This window comes from Streptomyces sp. NPDC040589, assembly GCF_055594445.1.
On sequence record NZ_JBVIWP010000002.1, the window covers coordinates 1,118,635 to 1,135,579 of the forward strand.

Consider the following 16,945-nt stretch of genomic DNA (forward strand, 5'->3'; position numbering starts at 1 on the left):
CCTGCCTTCCGTGTATCACCGGGTAACTTTCACACCGTCTTCACGGATGGCGTTCCATAGCGCGTGGCGATCACGGTGGCGCGGTCGTGGAGCAAGGTGCGCAGCCACTGCGGGGCCAGGACTTCCGCGTAGGTGGCGTGCTGCCACAGCGCCCATTCGGCGTGGCGCGAATCCTGGAAGATCACGTTCAGTCGTAACCAGCCGTCCGAGTCGGCTTCTTCGGCGCAGACAGCCAGCGCGGTGCCCACCAGCTGCTCCCGGCGAGCGGGGTCCACCCGTACCAGCACGGCGACCTTGTCGCCGCCGGTCCGGAACCGCGCGTTGCGTTCCTGCCAGGCCCGGTCCAGGTCGACCGTGTCCGGTCGCTGCGCGGGTTCGTCGAGTTCCTCGGCAGCCAGCACCCGGGACAGCCGGTAGGTGCGGTCCTCGCCTGCTCTCTTGGCCAGCAGGTAGCCCTGTTCGCGTACGGTGACCAGGCCGATCGGGTCCACCGTGCGCCACTTCGGGGGCTGGTCCACAGCCGCGTAGCGGATATGCAGCTTGTGTCCGGCGAACACGGCGCGCCGGACCTCGGCCACTATGCCCTCGGAAACGTCCTCGTCGGTCACGCGGCGCGAGAGGAGGTCGGTCTCCGGGTCGATGAGCAATCGCTGTGCCGCGCCGGCCGCGGTGTCCCGAAGGCCTTCGGGCAGTGCGTCGACCACCTTGAGCATGGCCGAGGCGAGCGCCGAACCGAGTCCGAACAGCTGCGCACCGCGCCGTGATCCGGCGACCAGCAGGGCCAGTGCCTCGTCCTGGTTCAGTCCGGTGAGCGCTGTCTGGAAATCGGGCAGCAACGCGAACCCGCCGTGCCGGCCGCGTTCGGCGTAGACCGGCACTCCGGCCGCGGACAGCGCCTCTATGTCGCGCAGCACCGTGCGGGTGGACACTTCCAGCTCGCGGGCGAGCGTGTCCGCGGTCATCCGACCGCGCTGCCGCAGCAGGAGCACCAAGGAAACCAACCGGTCGGCGCGCATGTGAAAACTTTATCGAGAAAACCTGACCAAGGGTGTCATGTTTTGTTGGGAGGCTCCTTCACACGACGTCAAAGCCTGGCGGCTGCCGACTCGTTGAACGTACGTCATGTCAGTGAACCGAATGGAGCAGATGCGGCGATGGAACGTAACGCGGTCAACCCGGTGTCGTGGTCGGTCGAGATGGGCTTCAACCAGGGTGAGGTCGTCTCCGGGCACTCGCGCACCCTGTACATCTCGGGTCAGACCGCGATGAGCAAGGAGGGCAAGCCCGAGCACGACGGTGACATGGCGGCGCAGCTCGCGCTGAGCATCGACAACATCGAGGCCGTGCTCGCCGAGGCCGGAATGACCCTCTCCAACCTCGTCCGGCTCAACGTCTACACCACCGACGTCGACCTGCTCTTCCAGCACTACGGCGTGCTGGCGGGCCGGCTGGGAGCCGCCGGGGTCGCGCCGACCACCACGATGCTCGGTGTGACGCGTCTGGCGATTCCCGGCCAGATGATCGAGCTCGAGGGCACCGCCGTCGCGTGATGTGACCCGGTCCCCTCCGCTGCCCGTGCCCGTCGAACGGCACGGGCAGCGGTCTGCGTACTGGCCGTGAATTCCGAGGCTCATGGTCCGGTGATGTCGGCGCTACCTCTCCTCGCCGCGGACGGCGCGGCGGAGCTTCGTGAGGCGCTCGTGCAGGACGCGTTCCCCGCCGTGCCGCGTGGGGCGGTAGTAGTCCTTCCCCACGAGGTCGTCCGGCGGGTACTGCTGTTCCAGGACTCCTTCGGGCGTGCGGTGGGGGTAGCGGTAACCGATCGCGTTGCCCAGTTCCCTGGCGCCTGTGTAGCGGCCCTTGCGCAGGTGGGCGGGAATCTCGCCCACGGCACCCGCCCGGACGTCGGCCATGGCCTCGTCGATCCCGACGATCACCGTGTTCGACTTCGGTGCCATGGCCAGATGCACGGTGGCCTGCGCCAGGGCGAGTCGGGCCTCGGGCATTCCGATGAGCTGGACCGTCTGCGCCGCGGCGACAGCGGCCTGCAGCGCCGTGGGGTCGGCCAGCCCGACGTCCTCACTGGCGTGCACCACCAGCCGCCGCGCGACGAACCGGGGGTCCTCCCCGGCCACGAGCATGCGGGCCAGGTAGTGCAGTGCGGCGTCGGGGTCCGAGCCGCGGATCGACTTGATGAACGCGCTGACGACATCGTGGTGCTGATCGCCCTGCCGGTCGTACCGCACGGTGGTCTCGGCGACGGCCCGCTCCACGGCCGGGACGTCGATCTCCGTGCCGCCGGTGCCGGTCACCCCGTCGGCACTCGCCTCCAGTGCGGTCAGCGCGCTACGGGCGTCGCCGGCCGCGAGGCGTACCAGGGCGTCCTCGGCCTCGGGGGACAGCGAGACCGCACCGTCGAGGCCGCGCCCGTCCTTCACCGCCCGCCGCAGCAGCTCGCGGACCTCGTCCTCGGTCAGCGACTTCAGCCGCAGGACCAGCAGACGTGAGAGCAGCGGGGAAACGACGGAGAACGACGGGTTCTCCGTGGTGGCGGCGACGAGCAGCACGATCCGGTCCTCGACGGCCCCGAGCAGCGCGTCCTGCTGGGTCTTGGAGAAGCGGTGCACCTCGTCGATGAACAGCACGGTCTGCCGGCTCTGGCGGTCGTGGCGACGACGCGCGTCGTTCATCACGTCGCGCAGCTCCTTGACCCCGCTGGACAGCGCCGAGAGGGCGACGAAATGCCGGGTGGCGACGGTGGCGAGCAGTCGCGCGATCGTGGTCTTCCCGGTGCCGGGCGGGCCGTAGAGCAACACCGACGCCGCTTCCCCGCCCTCCGCCAGCCGCCGCAACGGCGCGCCGGGACGCAGCAGATGCGCCTGGCCGACCACCTCGGAGAGCGTACGCGGCCGCATCCGCACCGCCAGCGGGGCGTCGGCCCGCTCGGGCTCAGGGGGCGGGGTGTCGTCCGGCGTCGGTAACGCGAACAGCCCGTCGTCCTCGGCGGCCATCACTCCACCCGTCCCTTGTGGGTTGGTCATGGGTCGGTCACTCATACGTTCTCGGCGCCTACGCGTACAGCGTTCCCCGGGCGACGACCACGGCGGGTCCCGCCACCTGGACCGCATCGATCCGTTCCGGCGTCCCCATCGCCCGAGCACGCATCGTCGAAGGACGGCCGATCTCCACCCCCTGACGGATCTCGATCCACTCCCCGAACGGGATCAGTCCGTGCCGGGCCAAGTGTACGGCCAGCGAACCGGCGGCCGAGCCGGTGGCCGCGTCCTCCACCACGCCGTAGGCGGGCGAGAACATGCGCAGCCTCCACCGAGTACCCGATCCCGCGAAGCAGTTGGCCGCCATGTCGGGCAGCCTCGCGAGGATCCTCTGGTCCGGCTCGACGGCGGAGAGCGCGGCCACGCCGTCCAGGCCGACGAACACGTGCCGGGGCCCGTTGTGGTAGACCTCGACCGGCAGGGTGCTGCCCGTGGCCACCAGGTCGAGCCCGGTGAGCAGTTCGTCCGCACGGTCGTAGGGCTCCCACGTCGGGAGGGGCTGCCACATGCCGGCCGCGACGGTCCGGCCGTCGTCGTCACGTTCGAGTTCGAACGCCACGGTGCCCATGGCGGTCTCCATCCGGAGCTCCTTCGCCGCGTGCGGCTCGCCGAGCACCACGGCCGTACCCAGGGTCGGATGTCCGGCGAACGGCAGTTCGTTCACCGGGGTGAAGATGCGGACCCGCACATCACCGTCGTCCTCAGCGGGGAGGACGAAGACGGTCTCCGACAGGTGCATCTCCTGCGCGATCTGCTGCATGCGCTCGGGGAGGAGGCCGGACGCGTCCAGGAAGACCGCGGTCGGGTTTCCCTCCAGCGGGACGTCGGTGAAGACGTCGGCCACCACGTACTCGTACGTACCCATGGGTTCCGTTCTGTCAGTTCCGCGGGTCAGTGGGTGTCGAACAGGGTCTGGTACTGGGCGACCGCCTTTTCCGTGGCCGCGCGCTCGTCGAGGGTCGGAGCGAAGGGATCCGCGGCCGGGGGCAGGGCACCGAACTTGAGCAGCGCGGCCATGAGGAGCATGCGCGCCTTGGTGGCCGTGAGGTTGTTGCCCGAGATGAACACCGGGTCGGTGCGGTACGCCATGCCTCCGGTGTTGCCTCGGCCCGTGCGGACCACCGGCATGCCGGCGAAGACGGCGACGCTCAGCGCCGCGTTCCTCGTCGGGTCGGCCATCCCGAACGGCGACATGCCTTCGCATACGAAGCCGGCCAGCGGCGCATGGGCGAGGTTGGCGTCGATCCGCGCGAGGACCTCGACCTCCTCCTCGGCGACGGGCGGGCTGTCGGTGCCGGTCCCCGTTGCCGCGTACCGGCTGTACTTGGTGATCGAGACGTGCGGCATGGCGGCCGGTAGGAGTCCGCCGGCGTCCTTCGTCGCGACGTCGGCCGAGGACACGCCCCCGTCCAGGCTCCCGGTGACACCGGGCACCCGCTCGGGGAGCAGGGTGAGGCGCAGCTCCGAGCGATGGGTGTGTCTGCGGGCGGGGAGGTAGGTGAGCTGCGGAGGGCTGTAGCCACCGAGGTCGGCGACCACTCCCCCGTGACCGCCGGTGACTTCGTAGCCGCCCGGTCGGGCATCGACCTTGGTCACGTCCCGGGCCGAATAGACGAGTTCGTCGACGATCACACAGGCACCGACACGGTCCTCGCCCCGTTCGTCGAGGGCGACGCCCGAGGCGATGAACTTCACGCCGTCCACCACGTTGCGGTCGCCGTCCGCGCTCAGGGACTGGTGGCGGCGCTGAGCGGCGTGACCTACGAGGGGCACTCTCGTGTCGACCAGCAGTCCGAGCCAGTACAGGGTCTCGTCGACGGTCGGACTCCCCTCGAGCCATTGGACCCCGGCGTACTCGCCCGTGGCGAGGACGGCCTGGACCTGGTTGGTCGCCCGGGCGAGGTCCGCCAGGCCGGGTTCGCTCTGGAGGTGGTACGGGTAGTAGACGAAGAAGTCCTGCCCGAGGCGCTCGGCATCAGGACCCGTCGTGTATCCGCCCGACGGGGCGGCGCGGAAGAACGCGAAGTCGGCGACGGACCCCAGCTCGACGGGGGTGCCGAGGTCGCCGAGGCCGAACCGCTCGATCTCCTCGTAGAGACGGCGGGCGTCGGGGTAGAACGTCTGCCGGGCGGCCCCCGGTGGTGCGTACGGTGCCGTCGAGGTCTCCTCCCAGGCGGAGCCGTCCGCCTGTCTCCCCATATAGGGGAGGGGATAGAGACCGTCGGCGGGATCGAGTTCGACGACGTGGACCGGTGTGGCGCCGTCGAAGGGCTGCTCGGCGTGGAACGTGCCGTCTTTGTCGAGCCAGCCGTCCGGCGGGGCGTACAGGCCGGCCGCGTCCTCTTCGAGCGGGTGCGCGCTGAACGCCTCGATGTACAACGTCGCTGGTGCCGCGAGCCGTTGGGGACGCAGGACGTCGAAGTGGGCGGGCCGCAGCGGCAGGCCGTGCCGCGCGCGTGCCTTGTTCGACGTGACCAGGTCCGGTGTGTTCAGAATCGTCGCCGTCGGCCCGGCGAACACCGCGATCCGCGGCCGCGGCGCGCCGCCCGGAGGAATGTCACCCATCACAGCGGCCTCAGGTGTTCGATCGTGATGTGGTGCTGCTCGGCCAGCCGCTGGGCGACCAGCGACCGGTGGCATGCCTCGGGGTCGCGCTCGACGCAGAGCAGTGTCGCGATGCCGCTGCCCGACAGCGCCGACACGATCGGCTCGAGGTCGACCGGGTCGAGGATCTCGGCGGTGTAGCGGCGCGTGTACTCGGCGGCGAGCTCGCGGCGGGAGCGCTTGCCGACCCCTTGGCGGTCGTCCTCCGCGTACTGGAGGTGACGCAACTCGGTGGTCGGGGCGAGTTCACGGTGGTGCTCGTAGGCGATCCCGGCGGCGGCGAGAGCCGCCTGCAGCCGGAGTGAGTTCGCCCAGGCGTAGTCCGGTCCGCGGACTCCGCGACGCTGACGTACGTCGAGCAGCAGGCGCACGTCCGCCTGTCGTAGTCGTTCCAGGAAGGAATCGCCGTCGAAGCCGTAGACGCCGATCGTTGCCAACTTGAGCACCGGGGATCTCCTGTTCTGCTACGGGGTGCGCGGCGCGGCGATCAGGGCGGTCGTCTCCATGGGCAGTTCCGCGGTCCCGGCGATGTCCAGGCCGGCCCGGTTCAGCAGCCGCGTGATCCTGTCGACGGTGCGGTGTTCGCCGCCGGTCGTCACCAGGAGGTGCAGGTCCCACAGGGCGGGCAGCACGGTGGAGTTCTCGTCCTCGACGAAACGATCCAGGATCAGCAGGCGCGACGAGGAGTCCGCCATGGCGCGACGGCAGTGGTCGAGGACGCCGACGACGGCCTCGTCGTCCCAGCCGGCCAGCACGCGACAGAGGATGTAGACGTCACGGCCCGCCGGGACGCCCTGGAACATGTCGCCCCCGACCAGTTCGGCGCGGTCCAGGCCGACGGTGACGGACAGGTGCTCACGCGCCTTGGGCATCATGTGCTCGCGGTCGAAGAGCGTGCCCCTGGCGTCCGGCGTGGCGCCGAGAATCGTGGCGAGCAGGTGCCCGCCCCCGCCGCCCACGTCCACGACCCTCTTGCCGGAGAAGTCGAAGATCTCGGGCACCTGGTGGAAGAACATGCTTCCGGCGTTCATGGTGAGCTGGAATCGCCGGGCGGTGGCCGCGTCCTGCCCCAGGTACTCGTAGAACGACTGGCCGTGCGCGACCTCGAATCCCGAGCTCTCCGTGCTGATGGCGTGGTGGGCGTGACCCCACGCGGTGTAGAACTCCTCGCCGTACAGCAGGCACATGTCGCGCAGGGACTGAGGGCCGTCGAGGAGGGCCGCGCTCACCCGGGTGCCGCGGTAGCCGGTGGACTCGCTGCCCTCGAATATCCCCATGGCCACCAGAAGGCGCATCAGGCGGTGAATGCCCTGCTCGTTCGCCCCGGTCGCCTTGGCGAGTTCGGCGTCGGTGTCACGGCCGGCCTGAATGTGGTCGGGGAGTTCGAGTTTCACCGCGGTGTAGAGCGCCTGCGCCCTCCATCCACCAGTGATGATGTCGACCACGTCTCGAGTGGCCTGTATGTCGACTGTCATTGAGTTTTCACCATCCCGGCCTGCCGGCCGATGTCGGCCGGCCCACTTCGCCACGGTTGCCCCTGTCGCCGAATGCCTCCCGGTGTGAGGTGGATTCGTCCGAGAGCCCCACCTCACACCGGGAGATCCTCACCCTCGGGTGATGTTGAACATCCAGGTGATCCCGAACCTGTCCACGAGCGTGCCGGCCTCGTCGCCCCAGATCTGCTTCTTGAGAGGCATCGCGACGGTGCCGCCGACGGAGAGCTTCTCGAAGTACTCGCGGAGACCGGCATCGTCGCCGCCGAGGTAGAGCGCGACGTTGTTGCCCGGGTTGAAGGGAACCCGCTCCGGGACGTCCCACGCCATGACCGTGAAGCCGTCCGCGGTGGTGAGCGTGGCGTGCATGATCTTGTCGGCGTCGGGCGACTCCGCCGAGCCGAAGTCGGCGAACGTGCCCAGCTCCAGCTTGCCGCCGAGGACTTCGTGGTAAAACTCCATCGCCTGCCGTGCGTCCCCGTCGAAGGCGATGTACGGGTTGAGCTGAGATCCCACCTGATGCTCCTTGCCGGTCCATGGAATGCGGAATTCGTTGAATGCGGAAGGAAACCCCTACGTGGGAATCCCGCCGCGATTGACCTTCGGTACCTCGATACCCAACGCGCGCAGCTGCTGGAACGGGTTCATGAACTCGCGGTTCTGCTTGATCTTGCCGTCTTCGAGCAGGAACGAGTGGATGAAGTGGTTCCTGTAGTAGCCGGGCGGGTAGTCCGGGTAGAGAATCTGGCCCTCTCCGTCACACTCGACCCAGAACCTGTTGGGGTCTTGTGTTTCGAAGATCTCTACGTTCTTCCATTCCCAGTCGGGGAACATGCGCAGCGACCATTCACCGTGCGCCTTGAGTTTCTGGTGCCCCTGGGAGGTGATCGGTTCGCCGGTGTCGCTGGTCCACAAGCCGGCGCTGCCGTCCTCGGTGAACAACAGGTAGCGGGTCAATCGGTTCTCGCCCTTGCGGCTCATGTAGTCCGCGACGACGGCACGGTGCCGGGCGCGCAGGTCGGAGGCGGCTTCGGGCCCCTCGGGCTGGGCGTTGTCCGTTCCCATCTCGTATCCCTCGATCCGTGATGCTGTGGGCGTGGAAATCGACGCTTTGTCGCAGCCGACCGGAACTCGGCGTCAGAGGCGGAGTTCGGGGCGGTAGATGTCCAGCCAGGTGCTCAGGTCGAGCACGCGCTCCATGCCGTTGCGGACATCGATCGGCATGGTGGCCGAGTCCCGCCGCGTGATGTCCTCCAGCCAGCTGCGGTCGACCAGGTTGAAGACGGGGTCGTCGGTCGTGAGCAGTTCCTTGGACTGTTGCAGCAGCGCACTGGTGTAGTGCGGGTCCAAAGTGGCGGGGTAGGGAGCCTTCACCCGGTCCAGCACCGACTGGGGCAGCAGGTCGGCGGTCGCGGCGCGAAGGAGGCTCTTCTCCCTGCCGTCGAAGGTCTTCAACGACCACGGCGTGTTGTAGACGTATTCCACGAGGCGGTGGTCGCAGAAGGGGACCCGGACCTCCAGACCGACAGCCATGCTGATCCGGTCCTTGCGTTCCAGGAGCATCCTGACGAAACGCGTCAGATGCAGGTAGGTCATCACCCGCATCCGCATCTCGTGGTCGCTCTCGCCCTCGGCCCGCTCGACCTCGCCGACCGCGTCCGAGTAGCGGTCGCGGATGTAGGTGGGAAGGTCGAGGGCGGCGGTGATGGCGGGGTTGAAACGGTCCGACACCTGGGCCCGCGCGCCGCTCACGAAGACGGCCATCCAGGGGAAGGTCTGCGCGGCCTGGACCTCCGGCTGGTGGAACCATCTGTACCCGCCGAAGACCTCGTCGGCGGACTCGCCGGACAGGGCGACCGTGGACTGCTGCCGGATGGCCTGGAACAGCAGGTAGAGCGAGCCGTCCATGTCGCCGAGGCTGAGCGGACTGTCCCGCGCGGTGATGACGGCCCGGCGCACGGAGGGGTCGGCGATCGCGGCGTGGTCGAGCACGATGGCCTCGTGCTGCGAGCCGACGTGTGCGGCCACTTCGAGCGCGTACGGGGCGTCCGTCGTGGCACGCAGATCGTCGGCGACGAAGTCGTCCTCCCGTCCGACGAAGTCCACCGCGAAGCTGCGCACCTTCTCGCCGGCCTCGCCGTGCTCTCCGGGGCGGCCGAGCTTGGCGGCGGCCAGGGCGGTGATCGCGCTGGAGTCCAGGCCGCCGGAGAGCAGGGTGCAGCGCGGGACGTCGGAGACCAGCTGCCGGCTGACGATGTCCTCGAGCAGCTCCCGCACGGTGGCGACCGTGGTCTTCCGGTCGTCCGTGTGCGGACGGGTGGGCAGCGTCCAGTAGCGGCGCTCGCGCAGGCCGGAGCGGTCGACGGTGACCACGCCGCCCGGGACCACCTCGTTCATCCCGCACCACACGGCGCTGCCCGGCGTCTGCGTGAAGCTGACCAGCTCCCGCAGTCCGGCGAGGTCGACCGCGCGGTCCGCCAGGGCGTTGGCGAGGATCGCCTTCGGCTCGGAGCCGAACAGCACCCCGTCGTCGGTGCTGGAGTAGTAGAGCGGTTTGACGCCCAACCGGTCGCGGATCATCACGAGCTTCTCGCCCCGGGAGTCCCAGACGGCGAACGCGAACATGCCGTTGAGCCGTTCGGCGACCGCCTCGCCCCACTCCACATAGCCGTGGAGCACGACCTCGGTGTCGCTGCGGGTCTCGAAGCGGTGACCCCGGCGGAGCAGCTCGCTCCTGAGCTCGGTGTAGTTGTAGACCTCACCGCTGTAGGTGATCGCGACGGGGCCGTCGTCGGTGGACACCACCATGGGCTGGGTGCCGCCTTCGAGGTCGATGACCGCCAGCCTCCGATGACCGAGCGCGGCGTGCCGATCGAGCCAGGCGCCCCCGGCGTCCGGTCCCCGGCAGGCCATGGTTCGGGTCATCGCGTCCAGCTGCGTGCGCTGCTGAGTCAGGTCCCGGTCGAACGAGACCCAGCCAGTGATTCCACACATCGACTTGCCTTTCTTCCTCTCGAGCTCTCGGGTTCAAGGGCCGGAGCACGGTCAGGGTTGGAGCCGGCCCGTACGCCAGCCGGAACCGTCGCGCTCGTAACGCAGCCTCTGGTGCAACCGGTCCTGCGGGTCGGCCTGCCAGAACTCCACCGAGGCCGGCTCCAGCAGATAGCCCAGCCAGCGGTCCGGGCGGGGCAGCGCCGAGCCGTCCTGGCCCAGTTCCCGGGCCTGTTCCCGCAGCGAGTCCTCGTCCAGCAGCGGCGCGCTCTGGCGGGACGCCACGGACATCGGGTGCGTGGCGACGGGCCGGGCGGCCCACAGGGCGTCGGACTCCTCGTCGGGCAGCGGACGGGTCGGGCCGCTCACGATCACCTGGCGGCCGGCCTCGCGCCAGTACAAGACCCCGGACGCCCAGCCCGTCTCGGCCAGGTCCCGGCCCTTGCGGCTGTCGGAGTGGGTGGCGAACACCAGCCCCGTCGTGCGCACCTTGAGCACCTGCACGATCCGGTTGGAGGCGTGGCCGCGGGCGTCGGCGGAGGCCAGCGCGAGCGCGCCCGGCTCGCGGACGGCGTTCGCGACGGCGCGGTCGAACCACCTCTGGAGGAGGTCCATCGGTTCGGCGGGCGGGGCGGTGAACTCCTCGGTGGTCCGCGACTGGGCCGATGTGCTCACGACGGCTTCCCCGTCGGTTCGAAGGCCAGGCCGCGATCGACCGGCCGGCCGGAGTGGACGCCTTCGACGATGGCCTCGATGTCGGACATCATCCGCACGGTCGGCGGGTATCCGATGAGCTCGGTGGCCCGGTTCGGCGGCATCGGTGCCGTCAGGTCGGCCGTGGTGTCCCACAGCATCACCGCGCCCCAGCGGTTGGTCCGGCGGTCGGAGATCCAGAACTTCAACCGCAGTCCGTGGATCTCCGCCCACGGATCCACGCCCTCGTCGCGCAGGTAGGCGCGTAAGGAGTCGATGGTCTGGTCGGACCCGGAGAGGTCCCACCAGGAGATGGTGGCTTTCATACGTTCAGTACCTCCGCGGTCTCCATCAGCGGTACGAGCAGTTCGGCCAGGACACGCTCGCTGTCCTGGGTGAGCACGGATTCGAGGTGGAACTGCACCGAGCCGAAGTGCGGCCCGCGCAGGGCGTGCACCTCGCCGGTGAGGGGGTCGAGGCCGACCTTCACCTCGCCGGCGCCGGGGCAGTCCAGCCGGTCGGTTCGCGCGCGGGCCGAGTAGGAGTTGTAGAAGCCCACCCGCTCCCGCGAGCCGAACAGGTCGATCTCGCGCTGGGTGCCCTGGTTCGGGACCTCCCGGCGCCTCAGCTCGAGCCCGAGGTGCCGGCACAGCAGCTGGTGGCTCAGGCACACGGCCAGGAAGGGGGTGCGCCGGGACAGCAACTCCTCGATGGCCGAGGTGAGACGGGCCATCCTGGGGTGGTCGGCCTCCCGCGGGTCGCCGGGGCCGGGGCCCAGCACGACGAGGTCGTGGTCGTCGAAGCGGTGCGACGCGTCGAAGGTGCTGACCTCCACGGTCAGGCCGATGGCGCGCAGTTGGTGGGCCAGCATCGCGCTGAAGGTGTCCTCGGCGTCGATGACCAGGGCCCGGCGGCCGTCCAGTACGGGATGGGGCTGCGAGCGCTTCGCGGTCTCGCTGAGCCAGAAGTTCGCGATCGTCTCGTTGCGCCTCCCCAGAGCCTCCTGGATCAGCGGGTGCTCGTCGAGCCGCTCGCCGGCACCCAGCGCCGAGAGCACACCCGCTGCCTTGGTGCGGGTCTCGGCGACCTCGGCGGCGGGGTCGGAGTGCCGGACCAGAGTCGCGCCCACCCCGACCTCCACGTGACCGCTGTCGTCGGCGTCCGAGGTACGGATGTCGGCGGTACGGATGAGGATCGCCGAGTCCAGGGTGCGCGCCCCGCCGGCGTCACGGCCGATGAGGGCCACGACGCCCCCGTAGTACCCGCGGCCGCGGGGTTCGTAGCGGGCGATCACCCGGCAGGCGTTCTCGAGCGGGCTGCCGGTCACGGTGGGAGCGAACATCGTCTCCCGCAGGATGTCCCGGGGATCGAGGTCGCTGCGCCCCTCGATGATGTACTCGGTGTGCGCGAGCCAGGCCATCTCCCGCAGGAACGGCCCCGTCACGCGGCCACCGCCCCGGCAGACCCGGGCCATCATCTTCAGTTCCTCGTCCAGGACCATGTACAGCTCGTCGGTCTCTTTGCCGTTGGTGAGGAACTCCATGACCTCCGACAGGACCGGTCCCGTGGACGGGTAGCGGTACGTGCCGCTGATCGGGGTCATCGCCGCGACGCCGTCGCGCAGGCTGACGTGGCGCTCGGGTGTGGCGCCGACGAAGGTGCGCGTGCCGGTGTGCACGATGAAGGTCCAGTAGGCGCCGCTCTCCCGGGTGAGCAGCCGGCGGAACAGGCTCAGTGCGCTGCGCGTGGAGTATCCGGTGATGGTGGTGACGAACGAACGCTTGATGACGAAGTTCGAGCCCTCTCCCGTGCCTATCTCGTTGTCGATCACCTCGCGGACCGTGTCGGCGTAGGCCCCGTCGTCGGTGTCGAACCAGCCGCCGGTCAGGGTGATCGGCTCGTCCGGCAGAGCCCTGAGCGCCTCGGAGGTGCTGATCTGCCCCTGGTCGGTCACCTCCATCGCGAGCAGCGGTGAACCGTCCTCGGCGGCGGCGAAACCGCGCTCGGTGATCTGCTGGTGGGGCACCAGGACCAGCGTCTCGTGCCGGGCCTCGCCGGGCCGCCCGCTCGGGCCGGCCGACGGGATGTCGGCGAGCCGGGCCGGGGCACTGACCTGGCCCAGCAGGATCTCCACCCGGTCCGGGCCCAGGGTGTCCGGGCGGTGCAGCAGGGCGAAGGCACCCCGATCGGGGCCCAGCACGTGCTCGAGCAACTGCGTCGAGTTCATCGGAAGACCTCCTCGGTGGTGGTGACCACCGAGCAGCGAGCGGCCGCGTAGTCCAGGGCCAGCCGGTGGTACTCGGCGGAGAAGTCACCGACGGCGTCGGCGACCAGGAACGGCTGGATGTCGTTGGTGAACGCTTCGAGGGCTGTCGCCAGGACACCGACGTGCGCGTACACCCCGCAGACGATGAGCTGATCGCGGCCCTGGGCGCGCATCCGCGCCAGCAGGTCCGAGCGGAAGAACGCGCTGTAGCGCCACTTGGTGAGCACCTGGTCCGCCGGCCGGGGTGCGAGCTCCGTGACGATCTGCCGGTCGACGGGGTCGACCCGCATGCCCGGACCCCAGAAGTCCTTGAGCAGGCCGCGTTGCTCGTCCGTCATGCCCCCGGGTTGCGCGGTGTAGAACACCGGGACCCCGAGCGCGGCACAGCGCTCCCGCAACTGCGCGCAGTGGCGCACCAGCGGGTCGCGCACCTCCGCGGGGAACGGCGCGAGGAAGTAACGCTGCATGTCGTGCACGAGCAGTGCCGCGCGGCTCTTGTCCGGGGTCCACCGCGCCGTGCCGGTGGGCAGTTCAGCCGCCGTCGGCAGTGGATAGGCTGAGATCGGGGCTATGCCCGGCACGGTTCTCCCTCGGCTCGGTCCGTCGTCGTCCGCGTCTGCCAGGCCGACACCACCGATACCGCCTGGCGAGGGTTGAGTCGCGGGTCGCACAAGGTCGTGTACTTGTCACCGATCCGGTCGGTGCCGCTCGGGGTGTCGGCACATTCGGTCACCGGGTCGGGGGTGGACTCCAGATGGATCCCGCCCGGTATCGCGCCGGCTGTGCGCACGGCGGCCTGAAAGGCCGTGACCTCCCGCACGATCGTCTCCACGACTCGGGTCTTGCGTCCCTCGGCCGTGGTCAGGGTGTTGCCGTGCATGGGGTCGACCAGCCAGATCACGGGGTGTCCTGCGGCGCGTACCGCGCGGACCAACGGCGGCAGCAGATCCATGGTCGCGTCGGCGCCCATCCGGGCGATCAGGGTGAGCCGCCCCGGTTCCTTCGCCGGATCGAGGCGCTCGCACAACCCGAGCAGCTCGGCGACCGTCATACGCGGCCCGACCTTGCACGCGACCGGGTTCACCACATCGGCCAGCAGCGTCACGTGGGCGCCGTCGAGCCCACGGGTCCGCTCGCCGATCCACGGCCAGTGCGTGGAGGTGAGCGCGACCCGGCCCTCCCGGTCCCGTCGCAGCATCGGGATCTCGTAGTCGAGCAGCAGCGCCTCGTGGCTGGTCCAGACGGCCGGGTCGATGCGCGCCTGCGGCGTCGGGCAGAGATTGGCCATGAGCTGGCTCGCTGCCCGGTAGCCGGCCAGCAGGCGTCGGGGATCGGGCTGTCGTGCTTCCGGGTCCGGTTCCGGACCGTTCACCATGTGCCCCCGGTACACCGGGATCTCGACGCCGTTGACCAACTCGGTGGGCGCCGACCGGGGTTTGGCGTACTGGCCTGCGATGCGGCCCACCCGCACCACCGGCTGGTGGGTGATCGCGTTCATGACGCCGGCGAGCACATGGAGGAGTCCCGCCTTGCGCTCCACGTCGCCCGCGGTGCACTCCGCGGGATCCTCGGCGCAGTCACCCGCCTGCACCACCTGCGCCTGCCCGGCGGCGACACCGGCGAGCAGGTTCCGGAGCCGGCTCAGCGACGCGGTCTCCACGAGCGGCGGGAGCGCGGCCAACACGTCCCGGACCTGCGCGACCTGCGACGGGTCGCCCCATTGAGGCTGCTGCTGTGCGACCGGGGTTTGTGACACTTCGAGCGAGGTGACGTTCACGTTTGCTCCAACCTCCGACGTGCCGGCACACCGCTGTCCGAGCAGTGATCGACCGATGGCCGGCCACCCATGGCCGATGGAGAGATTCCATGGGTGGCAGGAGTTTCCTCGACATCGGCCGACTGCGCAGAAAGCGGATGAGACCGCCGAGGTCATCGGATCAGTGGTGGGCTGCCGTCGGCGCCGGTCCACCGTGGGGCGGGTACGGGTTGTCCTGGACGTACAGCCAAGTACCGTCCGGCTGCTCCTGTACGGTGTCGCAGAAATTGCCGGTGAAGCTTTCGCGGGTGCCGTCCGCCGCGTTCTGCTCCAGGTGGTAATCACCCATGATGGCCGCCGTGCGGTTGCGTACCTTGCCGTCCGCCCCACGCTTTCCGCCGGCCGGCACGGTCTGGCGGGGGTTGACGGTGAGCACCGGGTCCGAATTGAACCAGTCGACATAGAAGGCCCGGATTTCCTTGTGCCCCCGGATGATCGATCCGTCGTAATTGACGATCGCCGCCTCGGGCTCATGCAGGGCGATGATCCCCTTGACGTCCTTGGCCTTGATCCTCTCGCCCAGGAGCTGCAGCAATTGGTCGGGGCTCTTCGCGACCGCCCGCACACCGGGCTGCTTCCCCGCTTCCTCGGTGAGAGTCGTAGCGCTTGCGGACACCGGCTCGGTCTGGATGAGACCGGGGCCGACGATGCTTCCAGCCGTCAGGACAATGCCTGCGGCAGCAAGCGGAAGCGCGTGCTTGATTATGCTCATTCAATCCCCCCAAAACTGGAAATGGCATCAGGCCAAATGCAATGCATCTGCGGCGTCAGCCCCTCCGCCTGGCCTCAATTGCCATCCCGCCCCCGTTGATGAGAGTCATACAACAGTCCGGAAGTGGCCCTGTCAACGCCTCCGAAACATGGAGGACATCGGCGCGCTATTTCTTCTGCGCCTCGGCGCCCTGGGAATTGATTCGTTCCGTCAATTCTTCCGCGAGGAGCTGCCAGGACTCGGCGTGATGCCGCGCCAATTCGGCGATCGCCGGTGCGCAGTGGATCGGGAGGCTGCTCGCCATCGTCGTCCAGTCGTGCGACTGCACGGCGGAAACGTCCAGGATCCGGAGCAGCTTCCGTCCCGCCTCGGTGAACCGGAGCGAAGGATCGGCGGCCAGCCGCCGGACCGTCAGGGACTGGTCCACGACGCCCGGGTGCGCCCGAGGCCGCTTCACGATCCCGGGCCCTCCGGATCCCCGGCCGCCCGGCGACCCCTCGTGCGGCCCCGCCGTGGTCCCCCCTGGTACGACGGCGGCACGCGCCCGCCGTCGTACGTCCTTCGCCGTGGTGAGCGAGATGCCGGCGGCGAGCGCCACTTCCCGGGCGGACGCGTCGGGCTTCACCGCGAGGAGCGCGAGCGCACGGGTGCGGCCTTCAGCCGCCACGGCCGGATAGGCCACACCGTCGCGTCCCAGTCGCACGGCGGTCGGGTGCGGATTTTCCGCACCCGACCGCCGCCTGAGCGTGGCGATCGTCTTGTCCGACAGGCCGGCGACCTCGGCCAGCCTCCGGTTGGACCACTCCGGGAAGTCCGCGAGCATACGGAGGGCCGCCTTCTTGCGATCGGCGAGGGAGAGCGGCAGTCCATGTTTGCTGTTCAACTTCACGGCGAGCACGAAGGCCTGGCTTTCGTCCCCCTTGAAGAAGACGGCGCTGATGTGCGTGGCGCCGCTGCGCTCGACCGCCCTGAGCCGGTGCACACCGTCGATGACGGTCATCGTCTCGTGGTGGATCACGATCGGCGGCAGATCGGCGCACACTTCGGCGAGCGCGGTGATGTGTCGCGTGTCCTCCCCGCCCGTACGGGGAGAACCCGCCACCAGGAGGTGGCTCACCGGAACGCGGGTGATCTCCGATAAGAGCTCACCGTGAAACGGATCGTGGCGAGGTGATTGGCGTGGTATCGGCTTCTCTGCTGATGCAGAGATGTGGTTCATCGATCTTCCCCCCTACCAACTTCCTGTGGGCTCGGCAACTGTCGTGCGACGCATCCAGCGGCGGATGACTTCAGACAGCGCGGCAAACCACGGGA

At 69.4% G+C, this 16,945-nt stretch carries 17 protein-coding genes; 1 reads left to right on the forward strand and 16 read right to left on the reverse strand.

Going from position 1 to position 16,945, the window contains the following annotated elements; genetic code table 11:
• Positions 1–29: 29 nt before the first annotated feature.
• A complete protein-coding gene (locus ACZ58V_RS12020; protein WP_471289824.1) occupies positions 30–1,016 on the reverse strand; it encodes a helix-turn-helix transcriptional regulator in 987 nt (328 codons plus the stop codon).
• Positions 1,017–1,154: 138 nt separating this feature from the next.
• Here ACZ58V_RS12020 and ACZ58V_RS12025 point away from each other — a divergent pair, with 138 nt between their 5' ends.
• Positions 1,155–1,550, forward strand: a complete 396-nt coding sequence (locus ACZ58V_RS12025) for a RidA family protein (RefSeq protein WP_215117630.1) — start codon at positions 1,155–1,157, stop codon at positions 1,548–1,550.
• Positions 1,551–1,652: 102 nt separating this feature from the next.
• On the opposite strand, the gene ACZ58V_RS12030 is transcribed toward ACZ58V_RS12025, so the two are convergent.
• From ACZ58V_RS12030 to ACZ58V_RS12100, 15 genes are all read right to left on the reverse strand, one after another.
• Entirely contained in the window at positions 1,653–3,011 is a 1,359-nt protein-coding gene (locus ACZ58V_RS12030) for a replication-associated recombination protein A (protein WP_468186074.1), read from the reverse strand.
• Between the two features lie 58 nt (positions 3,012–3,069).
• Complete coding sequence (locus ACZ58V_RS12035) at positions 3,070–3,921, reverse strand: PhzF family phenazine biosynthesis protein (RefSeq protein ID WP_468183670.1); 852 nt, start codon at positions 3,919–3,921, stop codon at positions 3,070–3,072.
• 26 nt (positions 3,922–3,947) lie between these two features.
• Positions 3,948–5,621, reverse strand: a complete 1,674-nt coding sequence (locus tag ACZ58V_RS12040) for an asparaginase domain-containing protein (protein ID WP_468183667.1) — start codon at positions 5,619–5,621, stop codon at positions 3,948–3,950.
• Positions 5,621–6,106 carry a DUF488 family protein, N3 subclade gene (locus tag ACZ58V_RS12045; protein WP_468183664.1) on the reverse strand — a complete coding sequence of 162 codons (486 nt, stop codon included), beginning with the start codon at positions 6,104–6,106 and terminating at the stop codon, positions 5,621–5,623. The genes ACZ58V_RS12040 and ACZ58V_RS12045 overlap by 1 nt, the downstream gene beginning before the upstream one ends.
• An 18-nt stretch (positions 6,107–6,124) precedes the next feature.
• The gene (locus ACZ58V_RS12050; RefSeq protein WP_471289828.1) at positions 6,125–7,135 is read right to left on the reverse strand and encodes a methyltransferase; all 1,011 of its coding nucleotides are present in this window, start codon (positions 7,133–7,135) and stop codon (positions 6,125–6,127) included.
• Positions 7,136–7,264: 129 nt separating this feature from the next.
• The gene (locus tag ACZ58V_RS12055; protein WP_468183658.1) at positions 7,265–7,669 is read right to left on the reverse strand and encodes a VOC family protein; all 405 of its coding nucleotides are present in this window, start codon (positions 7,667–7,669) and stop codon (positions 7,265–7,267) included.
• A gap of 57 nt (positions 7,670–7,726) precedes the next feature.
• Positions 7,727–8,218, reverse strand: coding sequence for a PhzA/PhzB family protein (locus tag ACZ58V_RS12060; protein ID WP_468183655.1), 492 nt, complete (start codon positions 8,216–8,218; stop codon positions 7,727–7,729).
• A 72-nt stretch (positions 8,219–8,290) separates the two neighbouring features.
• Positions 8,291–10,147 carry an asparagine synthase (glutamine-hydrolyzing) gene (gene asnB / locus ACZ58V_RS12065; protein WP_471289830.1) on the reverse strand — a complete coding sequence of 619 codons (1,857 nt, stop codon included), beginning with the start codon at positions 10,145–10,147 and terminating at the stop codon, positions 8,291–8,293.
• A gap of 51 nt (positions 10,148–10,198) precedes the next feature.
• Positions 10,199–10,819 carry a phenazine biosynthesis FMN-dependent oxidase PhzG gene (gene phzG, locus ACZ58V_RS12070; RefSeq protein ID WP_471289831.1) on the reverse strand — a complete coding sequence of 207 codons (621 nt, stop codon included), beginning with the start codon at positions 10,817–10,819 and terminating at the stop codon, positions 10,199–10,201.
• Positions 10,816–11,163 carry a hypothetical protein gene (locus ACZ58V_RS12075; RefSeq protein ID WP_471289833.1) on the reverse strand — a complete coding sequence of 116 codons (348 nt, stop codon included), beginning with the start codon at positions 11,161–11,163 and terminating at the stop codon, positions 10,816–10,818. Before ACZ58V_RS12075 ends, phzG begins: the two co-directional genes overlap by 4 nt.
• The gene (locus ACZ58V_RS12080; RefSeq protein WP_471289834.1) at positions 11,160–13,064 is read right to left on the reverse strand and encodes an anthranilate synthase family protein; all 1,905 of its coding nucleotides are present in this window, start codon (positions 13,062–13,064) and stop codon (positions 11,160–11,162) included. Before ACZ58V_RS12080 ends, ACZ58V_RS12075 begins: the two co-directional genes overlap by 4 nt.
• Complete coding sequence (locus ACZ58V_RS12085) at positions 13,061–13,684, reverse strand: isochorismatase family protein (protein WP_468183641.1); 624 nt, start codon at positions 13,682–13,684, stop codon at positions 13,061–13,063. The genes ACZ58V_RS12080 and ACZ58V_RS12085 overlap by 4 nt, the downstream gene beginning before the upstream one ends.
• Entirely contained in the window at positions 13,672–14,880 is a 1,209-nt protein-coding gene (locus ACZ58V_RS12090) for a 3-deoxy-7-phosphoheptulonate synthase (protein WP_471289837.1), read from the reverse strand. The genes ACZ58V_RS12085 and ACZ58V_RS12090 overlap by 13 nt, the downstream gene beginning before the upstream one ends.
• A 160-nt stretch (positions 14,881–15,040) precedes the next feature.
• Complete coding sequence (locus ACZ58V_RS12095; RefSeq protein WP_468183635.1) at positions 15,041–15,631, reverse strand: YybH family protein; 591 nt, start codon at positions 15,629–15,631, stop codon at positions 15,041–15,043.
• 166 nt (positions 15,632–15,797) lie between these two features.
• Positions 15,798–16,748: a transcriptional regulator gene (locus tag ACZ58V_RS12100; protein ID WP_468183632.1), complete on the reverse strand. Its 951-nt coding sequence runs from the start codon at positions 16,746–16,748 to the stop codon at positions 15,798–15,800.
• Positions 16,749–16,945 lie beyond the last annotated feature (197 nt).